General features: G+C 58.5%; 12 protein-coding genes. 8 read left to right on the top strand and 4 right to left on the bottom strand.

What is annotated here, in order from left to right; genetic code table 11:
* The gene (locus tag GS632_RS10570) at positions 1-714 is read left to right on the top strand and encodes a zinc-ribbon domain-containing protein (protein ID WP_171721779.1); all 714 of its coding nucleotides are present in this window, start codon (positions 1-3) and stop codon (positions 712-714) included.
* A gap of 2 nt (positions 715-716) precedes the next feature.
* Here GS632_RS10570 and GS632_RS10565 read toward each other — a convergent pair whose 3' ends face one another.
* From GS632_RS10565 to argH, 4 genes are all read right to left on the bottom strand, one after another.
* On the bottom strand, positions 717-3,209 hold the full coding sequence (locus GS632_RS10565) for a TIGR02302 family protein (RefSeq protein WP_171721828.1): 2,493 nt from the start codon (positions 3,207-3,209) through the stop codon (positions 717-719).
* A 90-nt stretch (positions 3,210-3,299) separates the two neighbouring features.
* A complete protein-coding gene (lysA, locus tag GS632_RS10560; RefSeq protein WP_171721780.1) occupies positions 3,300-4,565 on the bottom strand; it encodes a diaminopimelate decarboxylase in 1,266 nt (421 codons plus the stop codon).
* Positions 4,566-4,869: 304 nt separating this feature from the next.
* Entirely contained in the window at positions 4,870-5,067 is a 198-nt protein-coding gene (locus tag GS632_RS10555) for an argininosuccinate lyase (RefSeq protein WP_171093711.1), read from the bottom strand.
* The gene (argH, locus tag GS632_RS10550) at positions 5,067-6,455 is read right to left on the bottom strand and encodes an argininosuccinate lyase (RefSeq protein WP_171721781.1); all 1,389 of its coding nucleotides are present in this window, start codon (positions 6,453-6,455) and stop codon (positions 5,067-5,069) included. The genes GS632_RS10555 and argH overlap by 1 nt, the downstream gene beginning before the upstream one ends.
* A 21-nt stretch (positions 6,456-6,476) precedes the next feature.
* Between argH and GS632_RS10545 the strand changes: the two genes are divergently transcribed.
* From GS632_RS10545 to GS632_RS10515, 7 genes are all read left to right on the top strand, one after another.
* Positions 6,477-7,043 carry a TlpA disulfide reductase family protein gene (locus tag GS632_RS10545; protein WP_171179099.1) on the top strand — a complete coding sequence of 189 codons (567 nt, stop codon included), beginning with the start codon at positions 6,477-6,479 and terminating at the stop codon, positions 7,041-7,043.
* 91 nt (positions 7,044-7,134) lie between these two features.
* On the top strand, positions 7,135-7,464 hold the full coding sequence (locus GS632_RS10540) for a hypothetical protein (RefSeq protein ID WP_171179097.1): 330 nt from the start codon (positions 7,135-7,137) through the stop codon (positions 7,462-7,464).
* 59 nt (positions 7,465-7,523) lie between these two features.
* The gene (locus GS632_RS10535; protein WP_171179095.1) at positions 7,524-7,910 is read left to right on the top strand and encodes a hypothetical protein; all 387 of its coding nucleotides are present in this window, start codon (positions 7,524-7,526) and stop codon (positions 7,908-7,910) included.
* Positions 7,907-8,878 (top strand): sterol desaturase family protein, encoded by a 972-nt coding sequence (locus tag GS632_RS10530; RefSeq protein ID WP_171721782.1) that lies wholly within the window; start codon positions 7,907-7,909, stop codon positions 8,876-8,878. The genes GS632_RS10535 and GS632_RS10530 overlap by 4 nt, the downstream gene beginning before the upstream one ends.
* A 91-nt stretch (positions 8,879-8,969) precedes the next feature.
* Positions 8,970-9,158: a hypothetical protein gene (locus GS632_RS10525; protein ID WP_171721783.1), complete on the top strand. Its 189-nt coding sequence runs from the start codon at positions 8,970-8,972 to the stop codon at positions 9,156-9,158.
* 111 nt (positions 9,159-9,269) lie between these two features.
* Positions 9,270-10,103, top strand: coding sequence for an EAL domain-containing protein (locus GS632_RS10520; RefSeq protein ID WP_171721784.1), 834 nt, complete (start codon positions 9,270-9,272; stop codon positions 10,101-10,103).
* A gap of 190 nt (positions 10,104-10,293) precedes the next feature.
* Positions 10,294-11,469: an acetyl-CoA C-acetyltransferase gene (locus tag GS632_RS10515; protein ID WP_171093726.1), complete on the top strand. Its 1,176-nt coding sequence runs from the start codon at positions 10,294-10,296 to the stop codon at positions 11,467-11,469.
* Positions 11,470-11,532: the final 63 nt, after the last annotated feature.

Below are 11,532 nucleotides of genomic sequence, written 5' to 3'. Positions count from 1 at the left end.
ATGCGTCTTACATGTCCGAATTGCGGTGCGCAGTACGAGGTTCCTGACGAGGTTATTCCCGAGGAAGGTCGTGACGTGCAGTGTTCCAACTGTGATAAGACCTGGTTTCAGCCCAAGCACCAGGAAGAACCTGCAGCCGCACCGGCTGAAGACGCACATCCCCCTGCTGAGGAGGAGGCCACAACCCAGGCAGAGCCCGCAAAAGAGGCTGTAACTGCGGAAGACGCGACCCCTGCGGCGGAAGACACTGCTGCGCCTGCGGGCAATGTCGATCCGTCCGTCGCCGACATTCTAAAAGCAGAAGCGGCCCGCGAAGCCGAATTGCGCGCAAAAGAAGGCAGCAACCTGGAAAGCCAGCCTGATCTGGGTTTGGACCAACCGCCGGAACCCAAGGTCAAGCCCAAGCGGCCTGCCGCTTCGGAAACCGCTGTTGACGCTGGCCAAAAAGATGCACTGCCCGATGTCGAAGCAATCAATTCCAGTATGCGCGCGACCGAAGCGGAAGAGACCCCTCCGCCGCCCCGCAAATCAGGCGGGTTCCTGCGCGGTTTTGCGCTGATGCTGATCATCGGCGTGGTTCTGTATCTGATCTATGGCAACGCACAGCAGATCGGAGAGGCCGTGCCACAGGCCGACCCACTGCTCAGCTCTTACGTGTCTCTGGTGGATCAGGCGCGGATCTGGCTTGAAGCTCAGGCCGGAGCTCAGAACTGAAGTTAAAACCGCTCCAACAAACGCTTGAGGTATTCCAACTCGATCTCGGGGCGGTCCGTTTCTCCGGTCCGGCGACGGATTTCATCCAACAACTCGCGCGCCCGGCGATAGACATCTTCGCCCTGCAGCAGGTTTTCGTCGGTTGAGATTGAACCACCGGCCCCAGGGTTTCGACCCAAGGGATCGCGGCTATTGGCTTGCGCTTCGCCTTCCTGCGTGCCCTGACCCGGCTGGTTCTGCTGGTTCTGGGCCATAGCCTCGCCTAATGAACGCATCCCTTCACGCAGGGCTTCCATGGCCTCAGACTGGCGGTCGATGGCTTCGGCCAGATCGTTTCCTCGTAAGGCCTGTTCCGCCTCGTCCATGGCGCGCCCGGCGCGGCCAAGCGCATCACGCGCGGCGTCTCCTTCAGGCGTCCCCGCGCCTGGCAAATTCTGTTGCTGGCGATTCAGTTCATTGCGCAGGGCCTGCTGACGGTCCGCCAGTGATCCCTGCCTCTGCTCGCCCTCTCCGGCCTGATCCGAGCCTTGACCCTGACCACCCTGGCCTTCGTGGCTTTGCCCCCGGCCAAGCCCGCCATTGCGGCCTTCGTTGCCTTGGCTTTCACCGGATTGCGCACCGGGGTTGAACTGTTCTTGCAAGTCGCGGAACGCCTGATCGCTGAGACCTTGCTGTTCGCGCAGAGTTTCAGCCAGACCTTCCATAGCCTGCTGCCCTTCGGATTGTTGGCCTTGCCCCTGGCCTTGGGTCACGCGCATGTTTTCCATCATCTGCTGGAACTCTTCCAGCGCCTGCTGGGCTTCGGCCATACGGCCCTGTTCCATCAGTTCCTGAATGCGGTCCATCATGCGCTGCAGGTCATCCTGCGACATTTGAAGGGTCTCGCCACTCTGACCAGGCTGGATTTCACCTTCCTGACCATTCTGCTGAGCAAGACGTTGTAGCTGCTGCAGATAATCCTGCGTCGCTTCGCGAAGCTCTTGCATAAGCTCGGCGATTTCTTCGTCGCTGGCCCCGTTTTGCATCGCTTCGGTCAAACGCTCCTGCGCGCGACGCATCCGCTCCAGAGCGTCCGCCAAGGTGCCATCCTCGATCAACACAGCCAGGTCCCACAGGGCTTGCGCGATCTCTTCCTGCTGCTCTGGGTTCAGCGCTCCGTATGTCTGGAAGGCTTCCAGCCGCCTCAAAACCACACGCAAGCGCAAGTAAGCGGTGTCCGACCGAAACAGATCCTCTGGCAGATGAGAGACAGCCCGCAACAGCTGCGCCACGCGCGGCGCGTTGGACCGCGACCAGAGCAGATCACGCCGCTGTTCGATCACCGCTGCCGCTAAAGGGTCAAAGAATCGACGGGCTGGCAAGGCAGTCAAAAATGGCTCGGACGCCGACTGCTGATCAGCCGCATCCACGGCCATCAACGTGATCTTCACCGGCAGGTGAGCCCAGGGATGCTGTGAAAAGTCTTCGATCAGATCTTCGCTGAAATCGGCACGGTCACCGGTGATCGGCATTGGCAGTTCGATCTCAATCACCTCTCGCGGCTCGGGCTTGGTCGCCAACCCATGGCGGCGATCCACCGATGCCAGATCCAGTTCGATCCGGGCCGAGCCCGACACCACGCCATAATCGTCACTGGCAACAAAGGGCAGTTTCATTTGCCCGCCTGCCTCTGCTTCGGCAGATCCGGCAACCGCGATCTTCGGGGTCGCATCGTCAATGACCTGTACGGCCCATTCGCGACCTGCAGGGCCATCGATACGCATCTGGCCAGAACGTTCAGCCACAAATTCCTGTTCGGGATTGGTTGCGGCCTGAGTGCCCACGACCGAGCTGTTTTCGGTCAGGCTATGTGCGCCGACCTCACCATACATCCTCAAAGTTATGCGGCTGCCTTTTGGAACTGACAACTGGCCGTCTGCTTGATCGGCCAAGTAAAGCGTCGGTAAACCCGTATATCTTGGGGGTTCAACCCATCCTTCCCATGTCGGGCCTTGCCCCGCATTTGCGCTTCCGGGCGCCATATCGGCCACCGACCCCACGCGCCACAAAGAGCCGAAGAGAACCGCCACCACAAAAGCCAACAGCGCTGCATAGCGCAGCGCGTAAGGATCACGCGACGCCAGCCGCAGGTCAGGTTTGGCTGGAGCAGCAGCAGCGGCGCGCTGAGCCATCCGGTCTTTGTGGGCCTGCCACAGTGCGACCGAATCCTGATCTGTGGACCCAATCGCCTGATCGTCCAAAAGGGCCTGGATCGGACGACCGGGCAGCGTCTCATCCAACCGCATGAGCGCATCCGCACGAGACGGTAGGCTAACTCTTTTCAGCCCCCAAACACCCGCCACAACAATCGAAATCAACGAAAGCGCGCCCGCGCCCCAAACGACCTCAACGGCGAATTGGTCTTGCAGACCCAGCATCAGCGCTGCAAGCAGGACCATCAGGATCGAGAACAGCGGCCAGAACGCACGCAATACCTGTTCAGCCACCATACCCATGTGGGTCAACCACAAGGACAGGCGCGGGATGGGCAGGTTCGATCTGTTGGTCAAGACGGGCCTCCGGGTTGGGCCCGCACGGTTATCGCATCAGAGCCACGAAGGTATGGTATCGCGGTTTATGATTTCGTCAAAGCTTGGCCGTTCACGAATGACTGCAAATTGATCACCATTGACCAAAACTTCGGGGATCAGGGGGCGGGTGTTGTATTCGCTGGCCATAACCGCTCCGTACGCGCCTGCGCTGCGGAAGGCGATCAGATCCCCTGATTTCAAAGGCGGCATATTGCGCTGCTTGGCAAAGGTATCCCCCGATTCGCACACGGGGCCCACTATGTCATAGGGTTGCTGTTCAACCCCGGCAGCTGGTTCCTGCACCGCAACGATGTCGTGGTGTGCTTCATACATCGCCGGTCGGATCAGATCGTTCATGGCCCCGTCGAGGATCAGGAAATCGCGACCTTCGCCAGACTTTACATAAATCACCTTGCTGACCATCAACCCCGCATTGCCCGCGATCAGGCGACCCGGCTCAATCTCGATCTCGCAGTTCAGATGGCCGAGTGTTTTCTTGATCAGAGCACCGTACTCCACCGGCAACGGCGGCGCGTCATTCGAGCGGGTGTAGGGGATGCCCAACCCGCCCCCAAGATCGAGGCGGCGAATATTGTGACCTTCAGCCCGCAACTGTTCGGTCAGTTCAGCAACCTTGGTATAAGCAAGCTCGAACGGCTCAAGCTCGGTCAATTGCGAACCGATATGGACGTCGATCCCGATCACCTCCAGCCCCGGCAGGTTGGCAGCATGGGCATAAACCTCGGACGCGCGTGCAATCGGAATGCCGAACTTGTTTTCGGACTTGCCGGTTGCAATCTTGGCGTGGGTCTTGGCATCCACGTCCGGGTTCACCCGAACAGTGATCGGCGCCACAACGCCCAGCTCCAGTGCGACCGCGTTGATCACGTCCATCTCTGGCTCGGACTCAACGTTGAATTGGCGGATTCCACCTGTCAGCGCGGTACGAATCTCGTCCGCCGTTTTGCCAACCCCCGAAAAGACGATCTTGTCGCCTGGAACGCCTGCGGCTTTGGCCCGCAAATACTCCCCGCCCGAGACCACATCCATTCCTGCCCCCGCCTGCGCCAGAGTCTTCAAAATGGCCTGGTTGCTGGCCGCTTTCATCGCGTAGCAAACCAGATGATCAGTGCCGTCCAGCGCATCATCAAACAGCTTGAAATGTCGCAGCAGTGTCGCCGTCGAATAGACGTAAAAAGGGGTTCCGACCGCTGCAGCGATTTCGGAAACAGGGACATCCTCGGCGAAAAGCGCGCCGTCGCGGTAGAGAAAATGATCCATACCCGCGCGCTTAGACCAGAAGGCGACTGCGGATCAATGGATTCCGCACTCAGAAGTCCCGTTAATTTGTGGTGGAAACTCCAACCCGACCATAGCCGGAGATTGAAATACCGCTGCCAGGTTGCTTCGGCTCTGCCGCAGGCTCGGGGCGTCGCGCGGACGAGGGTTCACATGCCGCCAGCGCCGCAAATGCCAAAATCAGTCCAACTGTTCTCATGTCAGTGTCTTTTCGTTGAGAGGATCTACGCGTTGTTGCACGCGTCCTAAGTGGGGTAACGGGCCTAGGTGTGCAATATCAAAAGGTTCAGAACCCCAGATAGATACCCAGCGGCCCGCGGCTAAGACCAACGCCCCCTGCAACATAGGTCCCGCTGGTACCGACCCCAATCGTGGCGCTGGCCGTAGGCTGTACCGCAGTGGGCTGCGACGGTTCACCATCGGCCCCGCATCCGGCCAGTATCAGGCCGGACACCACGATCGCCACCACACGAACAGCTGTCATCACACCATTGCCTTCCATCGTTCGATCTGGGCACGCACCTGATCGGGGGCCGTGCCGCCGTAAGATTGGCGCGAGTTTACCGAGTTTTGCACGGTAAGAACAGAATAGACGTCATCGGTGATTTCCGCGTGAACCGATTGCATATCCTCCAGCGTCAGATCAGGCAGGTCGCAGCCTTTGCTTTCGGCCATGGCCACCAGCGACCCGGTAACATGGTGTGCATCGCGGAACGGCAGGCCCAAAACCCGCACCAACCAGTCAGCCAGATCGGTGGCGGTCGAAAAACCGGACCCCGCAGCAACAGCCAGGCTATCTTGATTGGCGGTCATATCCTTGACCATGCCCTCCATCGCCGCCAGCGCCAGCATCCAGTTATCGGCAGCGTCAAAGACCTGTTCTTTGTCTTCCTGCATGTCTTTGGAATAGGCCAGCGGCAGACCCTTCATCACCATCATCAGCGCCGTGTTGGCCCCATAGATACGCCCCACCTTGGCGCGGATCAGCTCGGCCGCGTCAGGGTTCTTCTTCTGCGGCATGATCGACGAGCCGGTCGAGAAGCGATCGGATAGGGTCACAAACCGGAACTGAGCCGAGGACCAAATCACAAGTTCCTCGGCAAAACGAGACAGGTGGACGGCGCAGATAGACGCGGTCGACAGGAATTCCAACGCAAAGTCGCGATCACTGACCGCATCCAGCGAGTTTGCAGCAGGACGGTCGAAGCCCAGTGCCTCGGCCGTCATGTGGCGGTCGATGGGGAACGATGTTCCGGCCAGTGCTGCAGCCCCCAGCGGAGATTCGTTCATGCGCGCGCGCGCATCACGAACGCGGGACAGGTCGCGGCCAAACATCTCGACATAGGCCATCATATGGTGGCCCCATGTCACCGGCTGCGCTGTTTGCAGGTGCGTGAAACCGGGCATGACCCAATCGGCCCCAGCCTGAGCCTGCGCCAAAAGCGCGCGGATGAGTGCCAGCAGGCCGGTTTCGGCTGCGTCCAACTGATCCCGGACCCAGAGTTTGAAATCAGTCGCCACCTGGTCATTGCGCGAACGACCTGTGTGCAGACGGCCTGCCGGCTCACCAATCACCTCTTTCAACCGCGCTTCCACATTCATGTGGATGTCTTCCAATGCGGTCGAGAATTGAAATTCCCCGTTCCGGATTTCTGACAAAACGGTGAGCAGCCCTTCCCGAATAGCTTCGGCGTCACTATCACTTATAACGCCTGTGGCAGCCAGCATGGCGGCATGGGCGCGCGAGCCTGCGATGTCCTGGGCTGCCATCCGCTGATCGAAACCGATCGAGGCGTTGATCGCCTCCATGATCGCGTCTGGACCGGCGGCAAAGCGGCCGCCCCACATCTGGTTCGAGGATTGATCGGTCATGTAAGAAAACCCGGAGTTGATATGCGCCTATTTCGTCTGATCCCCCTTTATATGGCCCTTGCGCTGGGTGCAAACGCCGCTTTGGCCACCGATGCCGAGACGCTGGCACCGCTGCGGGAAGACAGCCTGAAGCGCTTGATCCTGCATAAAGAGCCCAAGCCTGCCAAATCCATCGAATTCCAGCTGGAAGATGAGGGTGGCGTCGGTACGCTTGCAGATTACGAAGGCAAATACGTACTGCTGAATTTCTGGGCCACCTGGTGTGCGCCTTGCCGCAAGGAAATGCCTCAGATCGCGGAACTGCAGGAAGAGTTCGGAGGCGACAAGTTTCAGGTCCTGACTTTGGCGACCGGCCGAAACTCGCCCGCCGGGATCGAAAAGTTCTTTGAAGAGAACGGCATTGCCAATTTGCCCCGCCATCAGGACCCAAGCTCGGCGGCCGCGCGCGAGTTTGGCGTGATCGCGCTTCCGATCACGGTCATACTGGATCCCGAAGGCCAGGAAATCGCCCGCCTGATCGGGGATGCCGAATGGAACTCGGACAGCGCCAAAACGATCATCTCGACACTTGTAGAAGCAAATAGCTGACGAATAGCGCGGTTACCACCTGTTTGTGCTACACTCGAACCGGCCCAAATGGGCCGGTTTTCGTTTGTGCCCTTATGGGAAGGAGGCTGCGATGAAACCGGTGGTTCTTTTGATTGGGAAGCTGCCAAACGTGATCGGCGATGTGGCCAGACAACTGGATCACTTGCCGATTCAATGGCTGGGCGCGCATGACACCGACGAAGTTCGAAAGCAGTTGGATGCCGAACCTCGGATCACCTGCGCCATTTTGGGGGCAGGTCTGGATGACACGATTCGCGGAGAGATGGTTGGCATCATTGCCGCCCGTCGTCCGGATATCTGCATCCACCTCAAGGATCGGGCATCAGGTCCTGATGGGCTGGTGCCTTTTGTCCAACGTGTTGTTCAGTACGAAATTCTGGAACGTCTGGAACGTACCTGACGCAACGCCACCTTTGACAGCCCCAACGTGTCTTTGCAGGGTGTCCGCAGGAGGATGGGATGCCGTTGGAAATACTATTGGTTCTGGTGGTCGGAGGAATCGCCGGAATCACATTGCTTTTGCATCTGACGGGCCATTCGGAGCCTTTTGTGCTGACACCCGAAACCGCACGCGCACAATGGCTGCGGCATGCACCGGACGACACCATCATTGATGTCACGATCTCGAATGACCGTCACGCGGCACTGGTGCGTACCGAAACCGGCGCAGGACTGCTGTGGTCCTTCGGTGCCGACACTGTGGCCCGGCATTTGCTGGATTTCGATTGGATCGAACGCCCCGAAGGCTTTGAAATCCAGTTTCACGACTTCGACACCCCCGGCACTCTTATCCACCTGGACGAAATAGAGCGCGCCCACTGGCGTCACCTGATGGAGCCCGAATGACCGACCAGATCAGTTTCCCCGATGCCGTTCAGTGGGCGGTTCCCTTTTTTGTGGCCGCGATCTTGGCGGAATTTTTGTGGATCGCCGTCAAAGGCAAAGGCGGGAGATACGAAACGCGTGATGCCGTAACTTCGTTGATCATGGGCGCAGGCAATATCGCGTCCGGGTTTCTGCTGGGCTTCATTGCTTATGGCTTTTTCATGTGGCTGTGGCAGATCACACCGCTGGATCTCGGCACGTCGATCCCGGTGATCATTCTGTGCTTTGTGCTGGACGATTTCCGTTACTACTGGGTGCACCGTTTTGGCCACCGCATCCGCTGGGTTTGGGCAAACCACGTCAATCACCACAGCTCACAGCACTACAACCTGACCACCGCTTTGCGGCAGCCCTGGACCTATACCTTTACACTGATGATGGTCGTGCGCGCGCCATTGATCCTGATCGGGTTCCATCCGGCCATGGTCCTGTTTGTCGGTGGATTGAACCTGATCTATCAGTTCTGGATTCACACCGAGGCCATCGGAAAGATGCCCCGTTGGTTCGAAGCCATTATGAACACACCCAGCCATCACCGCGCCCATCACGGCCGGAATGCAAGGTATCTTGATTGCAATTATGCGGGCGTCTTCATCATCTGGGACAAGATGTTCGGAACCTTTGTCCCTGAGCAAGAGAACGACCGTGTCGATTTCGGACTGGTTCACAATATCGGTACTTTCAACCCGTTGCGCGTGGCCTTTCACGAATGGGTCGGCATCTGGCGTGACGCGACCCAGACCGGTCTGACACTGCGCCAACGGCTGGCTTATTGCTTTGCCCCGCCGGGATACAGCCACGATGGCAGCCGTGACAGCTCGGAACAGATCAAGGCCAAACATCTGGCCCGTCATCCAGAAGATTGCGGAACGCCCGGGTTTGAACATTTCGACAAAAAACTGCCCACTGGACAGGCAGAGCGGGTCTGACACCGGCGAACGCGCACCCGCCGCCCTTGAAATTCAGGCTTCGCAGGCCATATCGCTACTCATCTGTGGTCAAGAGTGAAGGAGGGTCGGCATGAACCGTTTGGCAGTCATTTCAACCTGTGTCGGGTTGTCCGGCCTTTTGCTCGCGATGATTACAGCGTTGAACAGCACTGCACCGGCATGGATCGCCTTGGGCTTTGCTTTGATGGTTACAGGCGTAGTAGGAGCGGTGCTGAGTGCGGCTTCGTCCCTTGCCCGCGCTTGGAGCATCTCTCGATAAATCCTGAATCTTCTGGCTCCTTAACCGCAGATTCATCTGTTTACCCCGAAACTGTGTCGAAACACCTGCCCCGGACATACCGTCTGTCACGGGCTGATGGGAATCGGCGCTATGGGAAACAAGAAACAACTTAATGTGCCCGATGGGTCAGAAAGCCCGCTGAACGCTGCGGTGTCGACTCGCGATCGTTCGATTGTGCAGATGGCAACCGATGCGGTGAAGCACAAACAGTGCAAGTTGGCTTTTCAACCGGTCATGCAGGCAAACGCTCCTAATGGCGTTGCGTTTTATGAAGGGTTCATTCGTGTGCTGGACGAAACAGGGAGGGTTATTCCTGCGCGCGAGTTCATGCCGCAACTCGAAAACAACCCGATTGGCCGGGATCTGGATTGCGTTGCGCTGGAGTTTGGGTTGCGAACACTGGTGAGAAACCCTGAGATTAGGCTATCGATCAATATGTCCGCCCGCTCAATCGGGTATTCTAGGTGGTCGGCAACCCTGGATCGGTTCCTCAAGCGTGACGCCGCACTGGGCGAGCGGCTGATCCTTGAAATTTCGGAAGGCTCGGCCATGCAAGTACCGGAATTGGTGATCGACTTTATGGACCGTTTACAGGATCGCGGCATTGCCTTTGCCCTGGATGACTTCGGTGCCAGTAATTTTTGCTTTCGCCACTTTCGTGAATTCTTGTTCGATGCCGCCAAAATTGATGGGCAGTTTGTCAGGGGTATCAGCAACAACCCCGACAATCAGACACTTGTGCGTGCTCTGATCGCAGTGGCTCGGGAGTTTGAAATTTTGGTCACCGCCGAATCGGTTGAAACACGCGAAGACGCTGCGTTTTTGACAGCCAGCGGCGTGGATTGCCTGCAAGGGTACTTGTTTGGCGCGCCAAGTGTCGCTGCCCCCTGGAAGCAGGAAAGCGTTTCAAAAACAATAAGTTGACCACGGGTCAATCAGAAAAATTCGTGCTTTTACAACGCTGAGACAAGCTGACCGTTGCTGCATGTGCAGCATTAGGCTATTGCATGAGTACTTGAGCGGGGATCACGGGGCGCTCTTGTTTCGAGGGGGGCTCCTCTCGGCCTGCGCCGTCAGAAATTCCGCTGGCCCATGACGGTAAAGGACTGATCATATGACCAACGTAGTAATCGCATCCGCCGCACGCACAGGTGTCGGCAGCTTCAGTGGTTCGTTTGCGAACACCCCTGCACATGATCTGGGCGCTGCCGTCCTGGAAGCAGTTGTCGAACGCGCCGGTGTGGACAAAGGCGAGGTTAGCGAAACAATCATGGGTCAGGTTCTGACTGCCGCCCAAGGCCAGAACCCTGCACGCCAGGCGCATATCAATGCCGGTTTGCCGCAGGAAAGCGCAGCCTGGGGCATCAACCAGGTGTGTGGTTCGGGCCTGCGCGCTGTCGCACTGGGTGCCCAGCACATCCAGCTGGGTGACGCCGAGATCGTTGCCGCCGGTGGTCAGGAAAACATGACACTGTCGCCCCATGCCGCTGCCCTGCGCGCCGGTCACAAGATGGGCGACATGAAGTATATCGACACGATGATCCGCGACGGTTTGTGGGATGCCTTCAACGGCTATCACATGGGTCAGACTGCCGAGAACGTTGCCGAGAAATGGCAGATCAGCCGCGACATGCAGGATGAATTTGCTGTTGCTTCGCAGAACAAGGCCGAAGCCGCCCAAAAGGCTGGCAAATTCGCAGATGAAATCGTGCCCTTCACCATCAAGACCCGCAAGGGCGATATCGTGATGGACAAGGACGAATACATCCGCCACGGCGCAACCATGGAAGCCATGGCAAAGCTGCGCCCGGCCTTCACAAAGGATGGCTCGGTTACTGCGGCGAACGCTTCCGGCCTGAATGACGGCGCGGCGGCGACCCTGCTGATGTCAGCAGAAAACGCCGAAAAGCGTGGGATCGAGCCCCTCGCCCGCATCGCCTCTTACGCAACCGCCGGTCTGGACCCGTCGATCATGGGTGTTGGCCCGATCTATGCCTCGCGCAAGGCGCTGGAAAAGGCAGGCTGGTCGGTTGACGATTTGGATCTGGTTGAAGCCAACGAAGCCTTTGCCGCGCAGGCCTGCGCCGTAAACAAGGACATGGGCTGGGATCCGTCGATCGTTAACGTCAACGGCGGCGCAATCGCCATCGGGCATCCGATCGGCGCGTCGGGCTGCCGTGTCCTGAACACGCTTCTGTTCGAAATGAAGCGCCGCGATGCCAAGAAGGGTCTGGCGACCCTTTGCATCGGTGGCGGCATGGGTGTCGCCCTGTGTGTGGAGCGCGACTAAGTGCGTTGACACCTGAATAACAAAGGGCGTCCCTTGGGCGCCCTTTTTTGTTACAACAGGGTC

Origin of the sequence: Ruegeria sp. HKCCD7296 (genome assembly GCF_013110775.1) — a bacterium.
GTDB lineage: Bacteria > Pseudomonadota > Alphaproteobacteria > Rhodobacterales > Rhodobacteraceae > Ruegeria.
This window is presented reverse-complemented; position numbering and strand designations above follow the sequence as displayed.

Bases quoted from the DNA above. Each gene is read 5' to 3' on its own strand.
- GS632_RS10570 (WP_171721779.1), top strand. From the start codon at position 1: ATGCGTCTTACATGTCCGAATTGCGGTGCGCAGTACGAGGTTCCTGAC.
- GS632_RS10565 (WP_171721828.1), bottom strand. From the start codon at position 3,209: ATGGGTATGGTGGCTGAACAGGTATTGCGTGCGTTCTGGCCGCTGTTC.
- lysA (WP_171721780.1), bottom strand. From the start codon at position 4,565: ATGGATCATTTTCTCTACCGCGACGGCGCGCTTTTCGCCGAGGATGTC.
- GS632_RS10555 (WP_171093711.1), bottom strand. From the start codon at position 5,067: ATGACAGCTGTTCGTGTGGTGGCGATCGTGGTGTCCGGCCTGATACTG.
- argH (WP_171721781.1), bottom strand. From the start codon at position 6,455: ATGACCGATCAATCCTCGAACCAGATGTGGGGCGGCCGCTTTGCCGCC.
- GS632_RS10545 (WP_171179099.1), top strand. From the start codon at position 6,477: ATGCGCCTATTTCGTCTGATCCCCCTTTATATGGCCCTTGCGCTGGGT.
- GS632_RS10540 (WP_171179097.1), top strand. From the start codon at position 7,135: ATGAAACCGGTGGTTCTTTTGATTGGGAAGCTGCCAAACGTGATCGGC.
- GS632_RS10535 (WP_171179095.1), top strand. From the start codon at position 7,524: ATGCCGTTGGAAATACTATTGGTTCTGGTGGTCGGAGGAATCGCCGGA.
- GS632_RS10530 (WP_171721782.1), top strand. From the start codon at position 7,907: ATGACCGACCAGATCAGTTTCCCCGATGCCGTTCAGTGGGCGGTTCCC.
- GS632_RS10525 (WP_171721783.1), top strand. From the start codon at position 8,970: ATGAACCGTTTGGCAGTCATTTCAACCTGTGTCGGGTTGTCCGGCCTT.
- GS632_RS10520 (WP_171721784.1), top strand. From the start codon at position 9,270: ATGGGAAACAAGAAACAACTTAATGTGCCCGATGGGTCAGAAAGCCCG.
- GS632_RS10515 (WP_171093726.1), top strand. From the start codon at position 10,294: ATGACCAACGTAGTAATCGCATCCGCCGCACGCACAGGTGTCGGCAGC.